Raw genomic sequence first — 17,503 nt, 5'->3', positions numbered from 1 at the left:
TAAAAATATGCAAGTATATGAACACGAAAATATAACAAGTTGTTAGAAAAAGTGCGGGGAAATGTCGCTACTGACGGCTAAAACTGCGCGTCAGCAGCGATTTTTAACAGCTAAATAGAAGTTAAATTTTGCTGTTTAATTCCGGTAGTACGTCGAATAAATCGGCAACTAACCCGTAGTCTGCGACCTGGAAGATAGGTGCTTCTTCGTCTTTGTTGATAGCAACAATGACTTTAGAGTCCTTCATACCGGCTAAGTGCTGGATAGCACCACTAATACCTACCGCAATATAAAGCTGCGGCGCAACAATTTTACCGGTTTGACCAACCTGCATGTCGTTAGGCACAAAACCAGCGTCTACTGCAGCACGTGATGCACCTACGGCAGCGCCCAGCTTGTCAGCAACGTCTTCCAGCAGGTGGAAGTTTTCGCCATTTTGCATACCACGACCACCAGAAATAACGATTTCTGCTGAGGTCAGGTCAGGACGCTCAGATTCTGCCAGTTGCTCTTCAACAAATTCCGATTTGTCGTTATTAAATACCGCATCGATGTTTTCGACTTCACCGCTACCACCTTCTTCTGCGACAGCGTCAAAGGCTGTTGCACGTACGGTAATAACTTTGATTTTGTCTTCTGACTGCACGGTGGCAATGGCGTTACCCGCATAGATAGGACGCTTAAAGGTGTCGTCGCTTTCTACCGAGATAATGTCAGACACCTGTGCTACGTCTAATAATGCAGCAACGCGCGGCATAAAGTTTTTGCCGGTAGTTGTGGCCGGAGCCAGAATGTGGCTGTAGTTTTTGCCTAAATCGGCAACCAGTTCACTGATGTTTTCAGCTAACTGATGCTCGTAAGCTTCATTGTCTGCCAGCATGACTTTTTTCACGCCGTCGGCTTTTGCTACGTTTTCAGCAACGGTTGAGCACCCTTTACCGGCAACCAGTACCTCGATGTCGCCACCGATTTTCTGTGCAGCGGCTAACGTTTTCAGCGTTGAAGGGTCAACCGCGTTATTGTCGTGTTCTGCTACCACTAAGATGCTCATAATACTTTCGCCTCGTTTTTCAGTTTGTCGACCAGCTCATCTACGTCAGCTACTTTCACACCGGCACTACGTTCAGCAGGCGTTTCAACTTTCAGCAGCTTAATAGTGCGCTTAACTTCCACACCCAGTTCGTCCGGCGTTGTGGTTTCCAGCGGCTTACGCTTGGCTTTCATAATGTTTGGCAACGACGCGTAACGCGGCTCGTTAAGACGCAAGTCGGTAGTAACAACCGCAGGCAGGCTCAACTTGATAGTTTGCAAGCCGCCGTCGATTTCACGAGTGACGTTAACAAAACCATCGCCCACTTCCACTTTAGACGCGAAAGTACCTTGGGGCATACCGGTTAGGGCCCCCAGCATCTGGCCGGTCTGATTGTTGTCTGAGTCGATAGACTGTTTACCCAGAATAACCATGTCCGGGCCTTCTTTCTCTACGACGCCTTTTAAGATTTTGGCAGCAGATAACGAGTCCGGCATGTCGTCGGTTTCAACCTGAATGGCACGGTCAGCACCTAATGCTAAGGCGGTGCGAAGTTGTTCCTGCACGGCTTTAGGGCCAATAGAAACAACAACCACTTCGTCTGCGGTGCCCGCTTCTTTAAGGCGTACGGCTTCTTCTACCGCAATTTCACAGAATGGGTTAAGTGCCATTTTGACGTTTGCCAAATCGACATCGGACTGATCTGGTTTAACACGCACCTTGACGTTGTAGTCAATGACGCGCTTAACCGCGACAAGTATCTTCATGTTGTCTTCCTTTTTCTGGAATGTTCTGAATGTTGGTATTTATTATGTTGCCATTATCCTAGACTGGCGTCGATCTCACAAGTTATGGGAGAATAAAACTCTATTGCCGTAAGGGAGAGTTTACATGGCCAGCTGGGAACAGCTTTTTCGTCACTTAGTTCAACAAGCTAAAAGTCTACCAGAATACCCGGCGGAATGTCGTGATGACGATCATCTGGTGGGTGGCTGCGAGGCAAAGGTGTGGCTGTGGCTGGATACCTCTGATGTGGAGGCAGTAGTGATTCGTTTTGATTCTGAGTCACGCATTGTGCGCGGCTTACTGGCGCTTTTGCAACAACGGCTGGATGGTTGTTCTGTTACTGAGATTTCAACTTTCGATATTGACGCCTTTTACCGCGCCGAAGGCCTCGACAACGCGCTCAGCCCCTCGCGCAGCAACGGCCTGTATCAGGTAGCCAAAACCTTGAAGCTGCGGGTTATTGAGGCGTGAGAGAGCGCTGAGGTTATAGTAACTACTGCGAAGGACGCCCGTGAATACATCCCTGTAGGGCTTGGGCAGCGCCATCCTTGGCGCTGCACACCTCCGCAGTAGCTCCCATAACCGTCGGGCGCGCTCACGATACCTTCAATGTACGGCGCTTTAACCGAGCGGATGCCGGAACCAGGCCCACTTTTAGTCCAAAAGGCTTAAACAGTCTATTAATGACATCACTAGAATAATTACCCAAGTCATTTTCCACTTCCGAAACGGTCTTTCGGGAAGTTTTCGTGAGCTCGGCATAGTCGCTTTGATTCATTGCAGTAATTTTTTTTCTGAACTCCTGCAACGCTTGTCCCTGGCTTATTTCACCCTGTAATAACTGTAGTGCAATACGTTCAATAAGAGCTTCTCGCTCTTCGACATCAAGCCGATTATTCTTGCTCATAACAGCTCCCAGAGTTTCAACTTTCGTGGAATACTTGCTAACCCGCCTTCGGACATAGTTATAATAATGTACGGCACACACTTAAAATTGAGTGATATTACACTCAAAATAGGCAAAAAAACCTATTTTTGCAACCTATATCACGCAAAAGGTTATTTTTGGGATGTCAACCGCTTCAATAACGTAGCAGTGGCTTGCATGGCAAAGCTACAGGTGACTACCATGGCGGCGCCGAAGCCGGAGCTGCAGTCCATGCGCATGGTGCCGGAGCCCGGTTTTTGCAGCGTGACTTCGCCTTCTTTCTCACCGGAAATTATTGGATAGCGCAGTTGCTCTTCGGAATAGACACAGTCGACGCCCCATTTACGTTTGGGGTTCTTGGAAAAGCCGTAGTCGCGGCGCAGTTGTGAGCGCACCTTGGCCAACAGCGGGTCTTGTTTGGCTTTGGCTAAATCAGCTACCCGGATCATGCCAGGGTCTATCTGCCCACCCGCTCCGCCGCACACCACTAAGCGCAGCTTGCAACGCTTGCACCAGGCCACCAGTGCTGACTTAGTATTAACGCTGTCTATGGCATCGAGCACGGCATCGGCACCGGTTAAGTATTCTTCAAAGTTTTCCGGCAGCAAATAGTCGTCAATTACCCGCACTTCGCAGTTGGGATTAATGCTTTTCACCCGCTGCGCCAGTACTTCGCTTTTAAGCTGACCTATGGTGTCATCGGTAGCTGGTAGCTGCCGGTTAATGTTAGTGACACACACATCGTCCAGATCTATGAGCGTTAGTTTACCAATACCTGTACGCGCCAGAGCTTCCACAGCCCAGGAACCCACACCGCCAAGTCCGGCGACCACAATATGTAACTGCTGAAAATGCGTTAACGACGCATGTCCGTATACACGGCTGACACCGCCAAAACGTTGATCGGGTACTTCTTCACTCATGACTAGGCTGTTCACTCACATCGTAAATAATAATGCCCACCTGGTGCACTTCGCCGCGTGGGTTCTTAAGCGGAATTAGGGTGACGTTTTGATACATCCACTCGCTTTGGCCGCTTATTGGCCTGCTGTGACGAAAACGAAACACATAAGGACGCTGCTGCCAGGTAATAAACACCCGCGAATTTAACTGCCGCACCCGGTCAATTTTACGCTGAAACCAGGCTTCTTCGATACCCGGGCAGCAGCGAAATAAATTTTTATCGCGTACTTCACTCGGACGCAGGCCGCTGTGGTTCTGCATAAACTCGTTCCACATCTGAATGTTGTTGTCGTTATCAATAACCACAATACCGACATCAATCGCGCCCAGAATGCTCAGCTTGCTGTGCAGCTCGTCCATATCGTCTATCATTCGTCGTCCCCCTGAAGCCAATGAGCCAACTGCTGGTCAAGAATTTTCACCGCGTCGGCAGGGAATAACAGCAGTAAGTCGAAAGCCAGTTTGTGTTCCGGTAACTGATAACCAATTTCTATTGCCAGAATTTTCTGCCAGCGATGTTCGCCGTGTTTAATCAATTCCCGCATCGACTGCTGCTCACCTAACAGCACCGGCTGCGAAGCCGCGAACTCCACATGCAGTTGCTGACCCAAACCGTTTAAACACGCCGAGGACAAAATGGAAGCGACGTCCATTAATGACTCAATTCGCTGTTGTTTTATTGAGCCGCTCTCACCAAACTTTGCCCCCAACAGCTTGCCAATATCGTCAATAGATGCCTCATTAAACAGTGTTAATGCTTCGCCCAGAATGCCGCTTCCGGAAAAGCCCTGACTTACCGCCGCGACCTGCTTATTTGTGTCGATAGACTCTATTGCCATGTGCAGTTCGGAAGGGGCAATAAAATTCACATTAGGTACAGGCAGTTCAATAAAAGTATCCAGCACCCGGGCTAAGTGATCACCGGCTTGCCCCATGGCAACGTTCGATACTTCCCGGTAAACATCCAATGGATTCGCCGGAGCTTGCGGTGTTTCATCGGCCAGTTTAAGCTGACCCGCAGCCGGTTGGTACAGGCCAAACTGCTGCAACAGGGTTTGTATGTCCTCTGGCTTCATCGGCTTTTTAACAAAGGCCATAGCCCCCAGAGCCTGCACGCGCTTTTGCGCCTCCGGCTGAATGTCACCGGACACCACAATAACCAGGGTTTCTAATTGCTCTTCTTTTATAGCCTGCAAGGTTTCATAGCCGTCTTTTACCGGCATGTTTAAGTCCAGAAACAGTACTTCGGCGCGGCCTTCGCGCACGCACGTCAGCGCCTGCTCCCCATGCTCCGCCTGGTGAACCTCAGCATCCCAGTCATCTGGCAGCGTGCGTAGTAGCTGTTTACGCGCCATTTTGGAATCATCGCACAGAGTGACTTTTAAGGTCATAGTTCAAGGCTCCCGGCCATTGTTTAATGCTTTTATTCTAGCGCAGGCAGTAGCCTGATGCCATTGCATCAGGTACGATATAAAACATTACGCACAAGATGATTCTGCATAAAAAATGAAACAATATTTACAACTGTGCCAACGTATTGTCGACGAAGGTGTTTGGGTTAAGAATGAACGTACAGGCATTAACTGCCTAACGGTTATAAACGCCGACTTAGAGTACGATGTTGCTAACAACCAATTCCCGCTAATTACCACCAGAAAAAGCTATTACAAGTCAGCTATTGCTGAACTTTTGGGCTATTTGCGTGGCTATGACAGCGCCGCTCAGTTCCGCGATATTGGCTGCAAAACCTGGGACGCCAACGCCAATGAAAACCAGGCCTGGCTGAATAACCGAAACCGCAAAGGCGAAGACGACATGGGCCGGGTGTACGGTGTGCAGGGTCGCTCATGGCAAAAGCCAGACGGCAGCCACTTAGATCAGTTGAAAAAAGTGATTGATAACCTATCCGAGGGCATTGATGACCGCGGTGAGATAGTGACCTTCTATAACCCCGGTGAATTTGAGCTAGGCTGTTTACGCCCGTGCATGCACACACACAACTTTTCGCTGTTAGGCGACACGCTTTACCTGACTTCTTACCAACGCAGCTGCGACGTACCGCTGGGGCTCAACTTCAACCAGATTCAGTGTTTTGTTCTTTTAGCCTTGGTGGCACAAATTACTGGGCACAAGCCCGGCAAGGCCTACCATAAGATAGTGAACGCTCACATTTATGAAAATCAGTTGGATCTTATGCGCGATGTTCAGCTGAAGCGCGAACCTTTTCCGTCGCCTCAGCTGCACATTAACCCAGACATTAAATCTCTTGAAGATATTGAAACCTGGGTCAGCAAAGATGATTTCACCGTCAGCGGCTACGAATGCCACGAGCCCATTAAATACCCATTTGCGGTATAAATAAGAACAGAGCTGGGCCTGATAAAAGGCTGCTGGGGCGCATGTAAGCGTTACGAGTGTTGAGGGGCGCTATGCCTTCGTCAAGCGTTCATGGATGAACTTGCAGCGTCTCTGGCATAGTGCCCCTTAACGCTCAAGCGAAACATGCGACCCAACAGCCGTTTCGCCCAAGTCCAGTTTTAAGTGCGGGGCTTTGCACGCACCATCAGAATAATCCCCAGAATGATCATTGGCAGGGTCAGCCATTGGCCCATGGACATGCCTAAAGACAGCAGGCCTAAGTGCGCATCGGGTTCGCGGAAGAACTCTACTATGAAACGAGCCACGCCGTAACCTAACAGGAACAGCCCACTTACCGCACCAACGCCACGGGGTTTGCGCTGGAACCAGAGAATAACAGCAAACAGCAATAAGCCTTCAAGCAAGGCTTCGTATAACTGCGATGGATGCCGTGGTACCGGCCCACCGCTGGGAAAGTACATAGCCCACGGCACTTCTGCCGCACGGCCCCAAAGCTCGCCGTTAATGAAGTTACCAATGCGTCCGAAAAATAACCCCATAGGCACTAACGGAGCAACAAAGTCGCCTACCTGCAAAAAAGAACGCTGTTTTTTGCGGGCATACAGATACATAGCCGCAATAACACCCAGCAAGCCACCGTGGAATGACATACCGCCTTCGTGAATGTAGAACAGGTACAACGGGTTATCCAAAAAGCGGTCAAAATGATAAAACAAGGTGTAGCCAACGCGACCGCCGACAATAACGCCAATAAAACCCCAGAACATCAGGTCGCTGAACTCTTCTTTGCTCCAGTTGGGGTCCGTTTTGGTCTGACGCATGCCCCAAAAATAAGCGAAGGCAAAAGCTGCTATATAGGCAAGGCCATACCAGCGAATGTCCAAAGGTCCCCAAATATGAAAAATAACAGGGTCGATGGCGGGAAATTGCCAATAGTCATTAGACGGCACTGCTTGTACTCCTGCTGTATCTTTAATTAAAAATAAGTTGTATGGCGACCAGAATTAGAAACGCGGCAAAAACGCGCTGTAACTGTTTGACTGGTAATTTGTGCGCCAGTTTAGCACCCAGTGGAGCGAATAACACCGACGCAACGGAAATCCCCACCCAGGCCGGCACATGAATTAAACCTAAAGCACCGGTTTCCATACCCGACAACCAGCCATTCAAAATAAACATTACCACCGAGCTGCAACCAATAACAAAGCTGCCGAGCGAGGAAATTGCAATAGCCTGACGCACCGGCAACCGCATGCGACTTAAAAATGGTACCGTCAGCGCCCCGCCGCCAATACCCACTAAGCCCGATATGGTTCCGATAATATAACTGCCCAGCGCAACCAACCGTTTGGACACCGACGTTAATGGCTCGCCGGTTTTCTGCGGCAACACCATGCGAAAAGCGAGCGCTATTAACACCACGGAGAAAATGATTTTTAACCAGTCAGGGTCAACGACAGTCACCAAAAACGCGCCCGTCATTGCGCCAACGGATAAGCCCGGCAACACCCGAATGAGCCAGAACTTTTCCATCAAACCGTGTTTTGCGTGCGCGCGCGAGGCACTGGCTGTTGTCATACAAATGGTTGCCAGACTGGTGGCGATAGCGCTGGGGACAACCAATTCCGGCGGCACGCCAATAATAGGCAGTAAATAAATGAGCAGCGGCACAATAACCAGACCACCGCCAATACCCAGCAAGCCGGCTAATAGCCCCGCCACTGCTCCGCCGCCAATACACCAAATCCAGGTGGTGAGTAACATGCTTATTTCCCTGCTCTGACAAAACCACCGAGTCCGATGCTTTCCATCTTCTCAGCAATCATTTTGCGAATTTGATCGGGGTTACGTGCCTGCAATGCTTTTGCCAGCATTACGTTTAGCGTACTGGAGCGCACATTACGCAGTATCCAGCGCACCCGGTCAACGTTGTAACTGTTCATACTGAGCTGCCGATACCCCATGGCAACCAGTAATAAAGCACCGCCCGGGTCACCGGCTAACTCGCCACAAACACTAACGGGCTTACCAATTTCTTCGCAGCGCCGGGCAATTTCATCGAGGCTGGCTAATACAGCCGGATGATAGGCGTCATACAAGCTGGCAACGCGGCGGTTATTCCTGTCCACCGCCAGCAAATACTGCGTGAGGTCGTTACTACCAACAGAGAAAAAATCGACTTTACTGGCCATAGCCGGCAACTGATAAATGGCCGCCGGTACTTCTATCATCACACCCAGCTGCGGCTGAAACAGGTTAACGCCCACTTCACAACCCTGCTCTTCGGCTACCTCAAAATACGCTTGTTTGATAAGCCGCGACGCTTCGTCAACTTCGCTGGTGCTGGTTATCATGGGCAGTAAAATACGCAAGTTGCTTTTACCAATACTGGCCCGCAACATGGCGCGAATTTGAATTAAGAAGATTTCCGGGTGGTCCAGAGTTAACCGAATACCGCGCCAGCCCAGAAAGGGGTTGTCTTCTTTTAACGGAAAATACGGTAGCGGCTTATCGCCGCCCACATCCAGCGTACGCATAACCACAGGCTGATCAGGAAACTGTTCCAGCACCTCCTGATACATTTCGGTCTGTTCATCTTCGGTGGGCAGTTGATCGCGCATCATGAAAGGTATTTCTGAGCGATACAGCCCCACGCCATCTATGTTCAACGTTTTCAGGTAGTCGTGAGTGACGTCCAACCCGAGGTTAAGATGCAGACTGATGCGCTGACCGTCCTGCGTTTCTGCCGGCAAATGACTGTGCTCAGTAACAATATCACGCAGCTCTTGTTCTTCTTCAGCTAACTGATGAAACTGAGTTAATACTTGCGCTGGCGGGTCAACATAAATTTCACCGGTATAACCATCCACAGCCAACTGCCGGTCTGAAAAGAAGTGCAGTTCAATGTCGTCGACACCCAGTACCGCAGGAATGTTCATGCTACGCGCCATAATGGCCGCATGCGAGTTACTGGAACCGTTTAACGAAATAATACCGGCAATTTGCTCACGCGGCAGCTCGGCCAACATTGAAGCAGTGACTTCGTCCGCTATCAAAATGAAGTTGTCCGGCAAGGGCTTGCGTTTGCGCTGACGGTTTTGTAAGTGCAACAGCACCCGCTGACCTATGTCGCGCACATCGGTGGCGCGTTCTTGCAGGTAAGAGTCTTCTAACGCCTCAAACTGAGCAACGAACTGCTCGACCACATATTTTAATGCGGTTTGCGCACGCCAGCCTTCTTTAATCATATTCTCGACGGCATCGCCCATACTGGCCGCATCCAGCATGCCCTGATACACATCGAATATTGCCAGGGTGTCATCAGGAACCTGACCCGCCATGCGCCTGGACAGTTCTTTTAAGTCGGCTCGGGTACGTGCAACCGCCTGACGGAACTTGCGAATTTCATGGATGGGTTTGTCGGAACGCCGTGGAGTAACTTCATCTATACGCGCTTCTGGTCGCGACACATAAGCCTCACCCACGGCCACACCCGGCGAACCGGGCAAGCCCCTTAAGCTGTGTATCCAGGGGGAGTGTTCACTAACCAGCAAACCTTTGGCATCGGCATGCGCTATAACTGCCGCCAACTGCGCTGCCAGAGTCACAATAAAAGCTTCTTCTTCACGACTAAAGCTGCGCGCCACACTTTGATGCACCACCACTATACCCAGCACTTTGCGCCGGTGGATAATAGGCGCGGCTAATAAGCCCTTATAAATATTCTCGTTGGTGTCGCTGAGCTTTTTGTTGGCGGGATGCATACTGGCATCGGCAATGTTTAGCGGCTCTTCTCGTTGTGCCGCTAAACTGATAATACCTTCGCCAAAGTCAACCCGGACGGGTTTTCCGTCTTCGGCACGCAAGCCGTCACTGGCCGCCATAACAAATTGACGCTGGTCGTTGTCGGCCAAAAATACACTGCAACTGTCGGTTTCTAAGGCTTCGCGCACCTGACCCACCATGGTACTTAAAGCCATGTTGAAATCAGGCGCTTTATTGACGCCCTGGACTATCCTTTGCAGTGTAACCAACATCATATTTAACGTTTGCGCCTGTGCTGACGCCCTCCCGAAGCTCGAAATGGCATCGCCTGCGTGGCAAACTCTTTCATCACCCGACGGTAAACATCGCGCTTGAAGGATACGACCTGCCGTACCGGGTACCAATAACTGACCCAGCGCCAGCCATCAAATTCAGGGTGGCCTGAATGTAATACATCTACGTCTTCTTCACGACATTTTAGCCGTAACAAAAACCACTTTTGCTTTTGTCCAACACACATGGGCCGTTGTTCACGTCGAATTAAGCGCTTTGGCAAGCGATAACGCAACCATTGACGGCTGGTGTACAGAATTTCAACCTGCTCTGGCTTTAACCCGACCTCTTCGTAGAGTTCGCGGTACATTGCCTGCTCAGGGGTCTCGCCTTCGTGAATTCCTCCTTGCGGAAACTGCCAGCTTTGCTGGTTAATTCGACGAGCCCAAAATACCTGCCCATGCCCGTTACAGATGACGATTCCTACGTTTGCCCGGAACCCTTCTGCATCTATCACGCGAGCATCCTCAATTATTCTCTGTTACAGTGGATTCTTCCATAAAGCCCGGTTGCGGGCAAATGCTGATTCACTATTTACGAAGATTTAAGTCATGACCGACAAGCCACAACGCCCTCAGTCCATTGATGAATTGTTTCAGCGCGCGGCGGCTTTAGCCGGCCGTACATTTGCTGATCTGGCCGCTGAAACCGGATTACAGGTACCCAAAGATTTGCGCCGCGATAAAGGTTGGGTAGGACAACTACTGGAGCTGCAACTGGGCGCCACTGCGGGCTCTAAGCCCACGCAGGACTTCCCTGAGCTGGGTGTTGAACTGAAAACGCTGCCGGTAACGCCCGAAGGTGAACCGCTGGAAACCACTTTTGTCTGTACCGCTCCTTTAGTGAATATTCAGGGAGTCCAATGGGCCACATCTAACGTACGAAATAAATTACAACAAGTGTTGTGGCTGCCTATTGATGGTCGCCGCGAGGTGCCTTTGCCGGAACGAGTGGTGGGCAGTGCGTTTTTGTGGATACCCAGCGAACAGGAAGAAGCCTTGCTGCGCAATGACTGGGAAGAACACATGGATCGTATTGCTTTGGGACAGGTTGAGAGCATTACCGCGCGTCAGGGTGAAGCCATGCAAATTCGCCCCAAAGCCGCAGACGGGTCTGCGCTAACCGAGGCCATTGGACCGGAAGGTACTATAATTGAAGTGCGCCCGCGGGGGTTTTATCTTAAGAAGGATTTCACCCGGCAGATATTGCAACGGATGTTTATGTAACCCGCGGCATCACCCGCTGTACACAGGAGAAACTATGCAATTTAATGTCAGTCCTCAGGCTAAGCGCAATGCATTAACCTTTTGTGGGTTGGCGGTATTGCTGTTTGCGCTACTGGTTTTCCTTCATCTGGTGCGGGACGATATTCCAGTTGGTATTACTGTGGTGCTTGGCGCAACGTCCGGCATATTCTTGCTGTTAGGCGTTGGTAAAGTGATAGAGCCTCCGGTTTCACTGGTGATCACCGAAGAAGGCATTCGTTATTTGCACCGCCGTGGACAATGGCAGATTCGCTGGGAGAATATTATCCGTTACGATGTTCCCCGCGTGAACCGGGTGCTGGAACTTGAAGACGCACCCTTTCTGGGGTTCCGGCTGTATCAGGTTGAAGAAGTGCTGGATGATATTTCCCCCCGGCTTGCTTCTGCTCTGCTGTTCGAACAGCGCCAGTTGCTGACTATGGCGTTGAGGCATCAGGCCCCTGACCGCGAGGACTATACGCCTTACTTTGATATTCCGGACAGCTACATCAGCCCCAATGGCACGGTTTACAAGGGGCTAATTGGTGTGTTTGGTAAACGTATGGAACAAATGCGGGAATTGCTTGGTTATGACCTGTACGTAAGTGCCAATGCACTGGACCGCGACATTTACGATTTTAAAGCGCATTTGCAGAAATTACAGACCAGCCGCGGTGCAGACGTTACGTGATTACGGGAAATTAATATCCTGGAAGGCTTCCAGCATGGGTTTCTGAAAGAAATAGCCTTGCATGAGGGTAATACCACTGTCGCGCAGGTATTTGTACTCGTCTTCGGTTTCAATGCCCTCGGCTATAAGCTGGATACCCAGCTCTTCCCCAATTTGCTGAATGGACCGAACCAGAGTTTGCTTCACCTTATTCTGGTTAATATCACGAATAAGCTTCATATCAATTTTCAGGATATCCGGCTGGAAGTCAGCTAATAAATTCAACCCCGCGTAACCGGCACCAAAGTCATCGATGGCGGTTCTAAAGCCCTCTTTACGATATGCTTCAAACACTTCCACCAGAAATTCCTGACTCACAACCTGTTCCTGCTCAGTCACCTCAAAAATAATTTTATCCCGGTCAAACCCGGTTTTGCGGGCTGTCGATAAGGTGGTTGCCAGACAAGTTTCCGGTTCATATATGGCGTTAGGCATAAAATTAATGCTCAAACTGCCCGGTAATTGAATACGAGAAGCTGTCTCTATGGCCTTAACCCGACAGGTTTGATCAAAAGTGTACTTGTTGTCTTCAGTCACTTGCCCCAGTATTCGCCCTGCGCCCTCGCCGTTTTCTCCACGCACCAGAGCCTCGTGTGCAAATACACTTTTGTCAGAGATATCAACAATTGGCTGAAAGGCCATTTTAATGCCAAACCCCAAAGGTTTTCGACAATCGCAAGATGGACAAACAGACATGAGCTATCCTTAAGTTGAGTCTTATTACTAAGTATCTTATTAAACCTAGCAGTTTTCAAAATGAACGTAAAAATTATGGCTATCGATCAATAAAAATTGCGTTTTACCAAAAATACTGTATTAAGCATTCAAGATTTAACACAAGGTAGCACAATGACAACAATTGGCTGGCAAGAGTGGGGAGCACTTCCTGAACTCAATATTAATCTAATTCATATTAAAGTCGATACTGGCGCGAAAACCTCCTGTCTGCATGCGTTCAAACTTGAACCTTTTGAGCGCGAAGGTCAGGAGTGGTTGCGTATTTTTATGCACCCGGAACAAGACTCTTTGCGCGAACAAGTTTGCGAAGCACCGGTATTTGATAAACGCGAAGTGACCGACTCAGGCGGTCATACCGAAATCCGTTATGTGATCCGAACCCGGTTACAACTGGGTAAGTTTGACCAGGCGGTCGAACTGACATTAACTAACAGAGACACTATGAAGTTCCGTATGTTATTGGGTCGACAAGCCATGCGCGGAAACTTTATCGTAGATCCACAAGCCTCTCACTTATTAGGAGAAGAGCAATGAGAATTGCGATTTTATCGCGTAACGCCTCACTTTATTCCACCCGCCGTTTAGTGGAAGCCGCTGAAGAGCGTGGACACGAAGTTGACGTGCTTAACCCGCTAAGATGTTACATGAACATTAATGCGCGGGAGTCATCCATTCATAAGCACGGCAAGGAACTGCCTCACTACGACTGCGTTATTCCGCGTATTGGTGCGTCAGTGACCTTTTATGGCACCGCTGTTTTGCGCCAGTTTGAAATGGTAGGCAGCTATCCGTTAAATGAGTCGGTTGCCATTTCCCGTAGCCGCGACAAGTTGCGCTCACTGCAATTGCTGTCGCGAAAAGGCATCGGCCTGCCTACGACCGGTTTCGCCAGTCAGCCGCAGGACATTCCTGACCTGATTGATATGGTTGGCGGCGCACCGCTGGTTATTAAGTTGCTGGAAGGTACTCAGGGCATTGGTGTGGTGTTAGCCGAAACCCGTCAGGCCGCTGAAAGTGTTATTGAAGCCTTTATGGGTCTGCATTCCAACTTTATGGTGCAGGAATACATTAAAGAAGCCGGTGGCGCGGATATTCGTTGTCTGGTTATTGGTGATAAAGTTATTGCGGCAATGAAGCGCCAGGCCAAAGCCGGCGAATTTCGTTCAAACCTGCACCGCGGTGGCAGCGCGTCTTTAGTTAAACTGACTCCGGCTGAGCGTGCCACGGCAGTTAAAGCGGCTAAGACCATGGGACTTAACGTAGCGGGTGTAGATATCTTACGATCTAATCATGGCCCATTAGTTATGGAAGTGAACTCTTCACCCGGGCTTGAAGGTATTGAACAGGCAACCGAGAAAGACGTTGCGTCACAAATTATTACCTTCCTTGAGAAGAACGCCAAAGCGCATAAAACCCGCACCAAAGGACAAGGATAAAATGAACGGTTTTGAACTGGCCGGGCAATTGGTAGAACCGGGGTCGCATCAGCATATTACTCTGCCCGCGTTGCGTTTATACAACGACGCACCGCTGGACTTACGCATAGATGTGTTTCATGGCACCAAGCCCGGACCGGTATTGCTGGTTTGCGCGGCCATTCATGGTGATGAGCTGAACGGCATTGAAATTTGCCGGCGTTTAATTAACACCACCGACGCCCGCACGCTCAGCGGCACTTTAGTTGTGGTGCCTATTGTTAACTTATTTGGCTTTATTCAGCAGTCGCGTTATTTGCCTGACCGGCGCGACTTAAACCGCTGTTTTCCTGGCTCAGAGCGTGGGGCTCTGGGAAGTCGCATGGCGTATTTGTTCAGTGAAGAGTTGGTCAAAAAATCGACCCATATTGTGGACTTACACACAGGTGCTATTCACCGCAGTAATCTTCCGCAAATTCGGGTAGACGTTGAAAACGAAAAAGCCCTGGCCATGGCGAAAGTTTTCAGTACGCCGGTTATTCTGCATTCTAAAGAGCGCGACGGTTCGTTACGGGCTTTAGCCAATGAGCTCGGTATTCCTCTCATTTTATACGAGGCAGGTGAAGGACTGCGCTTTGATGAGGCCTCGATAAGTGCCGGCGTTATTGGTGTAGAAAACGTGATGAAGCATTTGAAAATGATGAAAGGCCGCCGTCGTGGTCGCCGCATTACACCTGTCATTGCCCGTCGTTCCACCTGGGTTCGTGCAGAACGGGATGGCCTTATTATTCCTAAAGTTGAGCTGGGACAAACCATTCAGAAACAACAAGTATTAGCCTTAAGCGTTAACCCGCATGGTGGCGAAGGCGATGCGGTTGAATCTCCGGTACGCGGCATTATTATAGGCTGCAGTAATATTCCGGTAGCTAATGAAGGCGAAGCCTTATTCAATGTCGCACAATTTGATAAAGACGACATGTCAGATGCGACCGAAAGCGTTGACTCTTTTACCGAGGTTTACGAGAACAAACCTTATGAGCAGTAATTCAGCACAGATTGATTTTAACCGCGGTCTGCGCCATTGTGATAATCAGCACAACCTGTACCGGGAAGTGCTGAACTGTTATTTGGAACAGTTCACTACTTTGCTAAATACAGAGGACTTGTTGGAAGATGTTGAGGCAGCACGCTTACAATTACATACGTTAAAAAGTTTAAGTGCTACTATTGGCGCGACTGAATTGAGCCTTCTGGCTGCACAACTTTTCAAAGACTGGCAGCAGAAGACTGACGAACAGCGCACTGAAGCGATTACACAAGTTAACGTTGAATTGGCCGCGGTGAACGAAAAAATAGCAAGCTACTGTAATGAAGTTGCCCCGGACGATTAAAATTAATACAAAAAAGGGTAAACATTCGTTAAAATAGCCCGATAAAAATTATAACAACAGTTAGAGTACAGGCGCCCTATGTCCAGTCCGGTCAGTTTCCGGGTTTCTGAAAGAGATGTGTACATCAGCATTGATGCCGGCACCCCTCCCTCAGAGGTCAAAGCAGATAAACTCCAGCAAGCGTGGCAGGCTTCTAAGTTTTCGGCTGCAAAATTACTTGATCCACAAATGCTGCTACAAACAGCAACAAAGTACGCCCAGCATTACAGTAAAGACTCTAACAGCAGCATTCCCTTTCAAGTCGCTATTGCCGAGATTTTTGACGCCGATTTAAATTTACAAGTAAGCGACGATGATATGAAAGTCACTGCCAGCGGTATTGTCGGTTATGGCGGCAAACCCCTGACGCAGGAAATCATCATTGCCAAGCTGAAGGAAAAGAAAATTACCTCCGGCATTCAGCGCAAGGCTATTGACGCCTTAGTTGAGCACACAAATGAAGCTCCGCCAGGTGCTGAGCTGTCAGTTACCGTGGCAAAAGGCAAATACCCTATCAATGGCAGTAATGCCAAGTTTAAACCGCTGACAGACGATGCCCGCAAGCGCGTGTTACGCCCTCAGCTGCGTGAAGACGGTACGGCAGACATGCGCGATTTAGGCGCTGAAGTCACGGTTGATCCTGACCATCCGCTGTTGCAGAAAATACCTCCGAGCAAAGGTCGTGTCGGCTTTACTGTTTTTGGCCAGGAACTGGAAGCCCGGGACGGTGAGGACCGCGACTTTAAACCCGGTGAAGGCACTCGCGTTAGCGATACCGATGCCAATTTAATTGTTTCAGACCGGACCGGCATGCCAAGCTTTAACGAAAATAGCGTGCAGGTTGATGATGTTATGCAGCTAAACAACGTCGATGTATCAACTGGTCACGTTAAGTTTAAAGGCAGCGTGATTGTCACCGGCAATGTCAGTGAAGGAATGAAGGTAACTTGCACCGGCGACATTACGGTTGGAGGCTATGTCGATTCTGCCGAGCTGCACGCCGACGGCAATATCACTGTCCGTAAAGGTTGTATCGGCCACCTGATTCATTCAGGTGACAATGCCGAGCACGACGAAGATGCCGATGAATGGATACCGGATGTTTCCACCAAGCTGGTTGCAGGTGGTTCCATCTGGTGTGCCTATGCTCAGTATTCCTACTTTGAAGCTCAAACCGGAGTGAATACGGACAAACAGTTAACCCATTGCCATGTCATAACGAAGGGTCCGCTGGCTATTGGTGGTGAAGGCCGTAATGCCCGCGGCAAACTCATTGGTGGCACTATTGAAACCTGTGATCACGTCTATTGTGGGCAGTTGGGTGCCCCAGCCGGCACTAAAACCCGTATTTACTGGTCGCTTCCGCCCATTGACCCTCAGTCGCTTGAGCACTTAAACAGCATGCGGGCGCTACTGACAAAAACCCTGGCTCGGGTAAAAGTAGTGCAGCAAGGGTTGAACCGTTGTGACAAACTGGAAGATGGCGTGAAAAAGCTGGAGTATCAGAAAAAGCTAAAAATTGAGTTACGCAAGCTCAGAGCAAGAATTATTAATACCCGAACCAGCATAGATTCAATATTGGAAGCTTTCGAAAACCATCCGGTTTTGCGCACTATGGTCAGCAGAGAAGTCTTCCCCGGTATTTTGTTTATCTTTAAAGAGAAAAGTCTGCGCATAAAAGAACACCGAAATGGTACAATGTTCTTACTTCAGGACAAACAACTACGAGTAGACAGCTTAGTCTAAGCCGTTAAGTATCACT

Annotated in this window: 20 protein-coding genes; 9 read left to right on the top strand and 11 right to left on the bottom strand. The window is 49.5% G+C overall.

The window, feature by feature from the left end:
* Nucleotides 1-121 precede the first annotated feature (121 nt).
* A complete protein-coding gene (locus ACN0TF_RS09950; RefSeq protein WP_414018874.1) occupies nucleotides 122-1,051 on the bottom strand; it encodes an electron transfer flavoprotein subunit alpha/FixB family protein in 930 nt (309 codons plus the stop codon).
* On the bottom strand, nucleotides 1,048-1,797 hold the full coding sequence (locus ACN0TF_RS09945; RefSeq protein WP_414018875.1) for an electron transfer flavoprotein subunit beta/FixA family protein: 750 nt from the start codon (nucleotides 1,795-1,797) through the stop codon (nucleotides 1,048-1,050). The genes ACN0TF_RS09950 and ACN0TF_RS09945 overlap by 4 nt, the downstream gene beginning before the upstream one ends.
* Before the next feature lie 124 nt (nucleotides 1,798-1,921).
* Here ACN0TF_RS09945 and ACN0TF_RS09940 point away from each other — a divergent pair, with 124 nt between their 5' ends.
* Nucleotides 1,922-2,287 carry a SufE family protein gene (locus ACN0TF_RS09940; protein WP_417441790.1) on the top strand — a complete coding sequence of 122 codons (366 nt, stop codon included), beginning with the start codon at nucleotides 1,922-1,924 and terminating at the stop codon, nucleotides 2,285-2,287.
* Between the two features lie 124 nt (nucleotides 2,288-2,411).
* Here the strand turns inward: ACN0TF_RS09940 and ACN0TF_RS09935 are convergent, their stop codons facing one another.
* From ACN0TF_RS09935 to ACN0TF_RS09920, 4 genes are all read right to left on the bottom strand, one after another.
* Complete coding sequence (locus tag ACN0TF_RS09935; RefSeq protein WP_417441789.1) at nucleotides 2,412-2,723, bottom strand: hypothetical protein; 312 nt, start codon at nucleotides 2,721-2,723, stop codon at nucleotides 2,412-2,414.
* A 152-nt stretch (nucleotides 2,724-2,875) separates the two neighbouring features.
* Nucleotides 2,876-3,667, bottom strand: a complete 792-nt coding sequence (gene tcdA / locus ACN0TF_RS09930; RefSeq protein ID WP_417441788.1) for a tRNA cyclic N6-threonylcarbamoyladenosine(37) synthase TcdA — start codon at nucleotides 3,665-3,667, stop codon at nucleotides 2,876-2,878.
* On the bottom strand, nucleotides 3,660-4,079 hold the full coding sequence (locus ACN0TF_RS09925; protein ID WP_011233771.1) for a PAS domain-containing protein: 420 nt from the start codon (nucleotides 4,077-4,079) through the stop codon (nucleotides 3,660-3,662). Before ACN0TF_RS09925 ends, tcdA begins: the two co-directional genes overlap by 8 nt.
* Entirely contained in the window at nucleotides 4,076-5,098 is a 1,023-nt protein-coding gene (locus ACN0TF_RS09920; RefSeq protein ID WP_417441787.1) for a response regulator, read from the bottom strand. Before ACN0TF_RS09920 ends, ACN0TF_RS09925 begins: the two co-directional genes overlap by 4 nt.
* Nucleotides 5,099-5,213: 115 nt before the next feature.
* Between ACN0TF_RS09920 and ACN0TF_RS09915 the strand changes: the two genes are divergently transcribed.
* Nucleotides 5,214-6,065, top strand: coding sequence for a thymidylate synthase (locus tag ACN0TF_RS09915; RefSeq protein ID WP_417441786.1), 852 nt, complete (start codon nucleotides 5,214-5,216; stop codon nucleotides 6,063-6,065).
* A gap of 179 nt (nucleotides 6,066-6,244) precedes the next feature.
* Here the strand turns inward: ACN0TF_RS09915 and lgt are convergent, their stop codons facing one another.
* Genes lgt through rppH form a run of 4 tightly spaced genes read right to left on the bottom strand, consistent with a single transcriptional unit; the run spans nucleotide 6,245 to nucleotide 10,641 of the window.
* A complete protein-coding gene (gene lgt, locus ACN0TF_RS09910) occupies nucleotides 6,245-7,036 on the bottom strand; it encodes a prolipoprotein diacylglyceryl transferase (RefSeq protein ID WP_417441785.1) in 792 nt (263 codons plus the stop codon).
* Between the two features lie 22 nt (nucleotides 7,037-7,058).
* A complete protein-coding gene (locus ACN0TF_RS09905) occupies nucleotides 7,059-7,850 on the bottom strand; it encodes a sulfite exporter TauE/SafE family protein (RefSeq protein ID WP_417441784.1) in 792 nt (263 codons plus the stop codon).
* Between the two features lie 2 nt (nucleotides 7,851-7,852).
* A complete protein-coding gene (gene ptsP / locus ACN0TF_RS09900; RefSeq protein ID WP_417441886.1) occupies nucleotides 7,853-10,123 on the bottom strand; it encodes a phosphoenolpyruvate--protein phosphotransferase in 2,271 nt (756 codons plus the stop codon).
* A gap of 5 nt (nucleotides 10,124-10,128) precedes the next feature.
* A complete protein-coding gene (gene rppH, locus ACN0TF_RS09895; RefSeq protein ID WP_011233763.1) occupies nucleotides 10,129-10,641 on the bottom strand; it encodes an RNA pyrophosphohydrolase in 513 nt (170 codons plus the stop codon).
* Between the two features lie 94 nt (nucleotides 10,642-10,735).
* Between rppH and mutH the strand changes: the two genes are divergently transcribed.
* Together mutH and ACN0TF_RS09885 are read left to right on the top strand one after the other, a co-directional pair.
* Nucleotides 10,736-11,410 (top strand): DNA mismatch repair endonuclease MutH, encoded by a 675-nt coding sequence (gene mutH / locus ACN0TF_RS09890; protein ID WP_417441783.1) that lies wholly within the window; start codon nucleotides 10,736-10,738, stop codon nucleotides 11,408-11,410.
* Nucleotides 11,411-11,444: 34 nt separating this feature from the next.
* Entirely contained in the window at nucleotides 11,445-12,119 is a 675-nt protein-coding gene (locus ACN0TF_RS09885) for a DUF2982 domain-containing protein (RefSeq protein ID WP_417441782.1), read from the top strand.
* Here ACN0TF_RS09885 and ACN0TF_RS09880 read toward each other — a convergent pair whose 3' ends face one another.
* Nucleotides 12,120-12,854, bottom strand: a complete 735-nt coding sequence (locus ACN0TF_RS09880) for an EAL domain-containing protein (RefSeq protein ID WP_417441781.1) — start codon at nucleotides 12,852-12,854, stop codon at nucleotides 12,120-12,122.
* Nucleotides 12,855-13,007: 153 nt separating this feature from the next.
* Here ACN0TF_RS09880 and ACN0TF_RS09875 point away from each other — a divergent pair, with 153 nt between their 5' ends.
* From ACN0TF_RS09875 to ACN0TF_RS09855, 5 genes are all read left to right on the top strand, one after another.
* Complete coding sequence (locus tag ACN0TF_RS09875; protein WP_417441780.1) at nucleotides 13,008-13,430, top strand: ATP-dependent zinc protease; 423 nt, start codon at nucleotides 13,008-13,010, stop codon at nucleotides 13,428-13,430.
* Complete coding sequence (gene rimK, locus ACN0TF_RS09870; protein ID WP_404398397.1) at nucleotides 13,427-14,332, top strand: 30S ribosomal protein S6--L-glutamate ligase; 906 nt, start codon at nucleotides 13,427-13,429, stop codon at nucleotides 14,330-14,332. The genes ACN0TF_RS09875 and rimK overlap by 4 nt, the downstream gene beginning before the upstream one ends.
* A 1-nt stretch (nucleotide 14,333) precedes the next feature.
* Nucleotides 14,334-15,356, top strand: coding sequence for a succinylglutamate desuccinylase/aspartoacylase family protein (locus ACN0TF_RS09865; protein ID WP_417441779.1), 1,023 nt, complete (start codon nucleotides 14,334-14,336; stop codon nucleotides 15,354-15,356).
* The gene (locus ACN0TF_RS09860) at nucleotides 15,346-15,702 is read left to right on the top strand and encodes an Hpt domain-containing protein (protein ID WP_417441778.1); all 357 of its coding nucleotides are present in this window, start codon (nucleotides 15,346-15,348) and stop codon (nucleotides 15,700-15,702) included. Before ACN0TF_RS09865 ends, ACN0TF_RS09860 begins: the two co-directional genes overlap by 11 nt.
* 78 nt (nucleotides 15,703-15,780) lie before the next feature.
* Nucleotides 15,781-17,487, top strand: a complete 1,707-nt coding sequence (locus tag ACN0TF_RS09855; protein ID WP_417441777.1) for a DUF342 domain-containing protein — start codon at nucleotides 15,781-15,783, stop codon at nucleotides 17,485-17,487.
* Nucleotides 17,488-17,503: the final 16 nt, after the last annotated feature.

Source organism: Idiomarina sp., assembly GCF_048265525.1.
In the GTDB taxonomy this organism is placed as follows: Bacteria; Pseudomonadota; Gammaproteobacteria; order Enterobacterales; family Alteromonadaceae; genus Idiomarina.
This window is presented reverse-complemented; position numbering and strand designations above follow the sequence as displayed.

What these genes read in the sequence shown, in the direction of transcription:
- ACN0TF_RS09950 (WP_414018874.1), bottom strand. Translation starts at nt 1,051, where the DNA reads ATGAGCATCTTAGTGGTAGCAGAACACGACAATAACGCGGTTGACCCT.
- ACN0TF_RS09945 (WP_414018875.1), bottom strand. Translation starts at nt 1,797, where the DNA reads ATGAAGATACTTGTCGCGGTTAAGCGCGTCATTGACTACAACGTCAAG.
- ACN0TF_RS09940 (WP_417441790.1), top strand. Translation starts at nt 1,922, where the DNA reads ATGGCCAGCTGGGAACAGCTTTTTCGTCACTTAGTTCAACAAGCTAAA.
- ACN0TF_RS09935 (WP_417441789.1), bottom strand. Translation starts at nt 2,723, where the DNA reads ATGAGCAAGAATAATCGGCTTGATGTCGAAGAGCGAGAAGCTCTTATT.
- tcdA (WP_417441788.1), bottom strand. Translation starts at nt 3,667, where the DNA reads ATGAGTGAAGAAGTACCCGATCAACGTTTTGGCGGTGTCAGCCGTGTA.
- ACN0TF_RS09925 (WP_011233771.1), bottom strand. Translation starts at nt 4,079, where the DNA reads ATGATAGACGATATGGACGAGCTGCACAGCAAGCTGAGCATTCTGGGC.
- ACN0TF_RS09920 (WP_417441787.1), bottom strand. Translation starts at nt 5,098, where the DNA reads ATGACCTTAAAAGTCACTCTGTGCGATGATTCCAAAATGGCGCGTAAA.
- ACN0TF_RS09915 (WP_417441786.1), top strand. Translation starts at nt 5,214, where the DNA reads ATGAAACAATATTTACAACTGTGCCAACGTATTGTCGACGAAGGTGTT.
- ACN0TF_RS09905 (WP_417441784.1), bottom strand. Translation starts at nt 7,850, where the DNA reads ATGTTACTCACCACCTGGATTTGGTGTATTGGCGGCGGAGCAGTGGCG.
- ptsP (WP_417441886.1), bottom strand. Translation starts at nt 10,123, where the DNA reads ATGTTGGTTACACTGCAAAGGATAGTCCAGGGCGTCAATAAAGCGCCT.
- mutH (WP_417441783.1), top strand. Translation starts at nt 10,736, where the DNA reads ATGACCGACAAGCCACAACGCCCTCAGTCCATTGATGAATTGTTTCAG.
- ACN0TF_RS09885 (WP_417441782.1), top strand. Translation starts at nt 11,445, where the DNA reads ATGCAATTTAATGTCAGTCCTCAGGCTAAGCGCAATGCATTAACCTTT.
- ACN0TF_RS09880 (WP_417441781.1), bottom strand. Translation starts at nt 12,854, where the DNA reads ATGTCTGTTTGTCCATCTTGCGATTGTCGAAAACCTTTGGGGTTTGGC.
- ACN0TF_RS09875 (WP_417441780.1), top strand. Translation starts at nt 13,008, where the DNA reads ATGACAACAATTGGCTGGCAAGAGTGGGGAGCACTTCCTGAACTCAAT.
- rimK (WP_404398397.1), top strand. Translation starts at nt 13,427, where the DNA reads ATGAGAATTGCGATTTTATCGCGTAACGCCTCACTTTATTCCACCCGC.
- ACN0TF_RS09865 (WP_417441779.1), top strand. Translation starts at nt 14,334, where the DNA reads ATGAACGGTTTTGAACTGGCCGGGCAATTGGTAGAACCGGGGTCGCAT.
- ACN0TF_RS09860 (WP_417441778.1), top strand. Translation starts at nt 15,346, where the DNA reads ATGAGCAGTAATTCAGCACAGATTGATTTTAACCGCGGTCTGCGCCAT.
- ACN0TF_RS09855 (WP_417441777.1), top strand. Translation starts at nt 15,781, where the DNA reads ATGTCCAGTCCGGTCAGTTTCCGGGTTTCTGAAAGAGATGTGTACATC.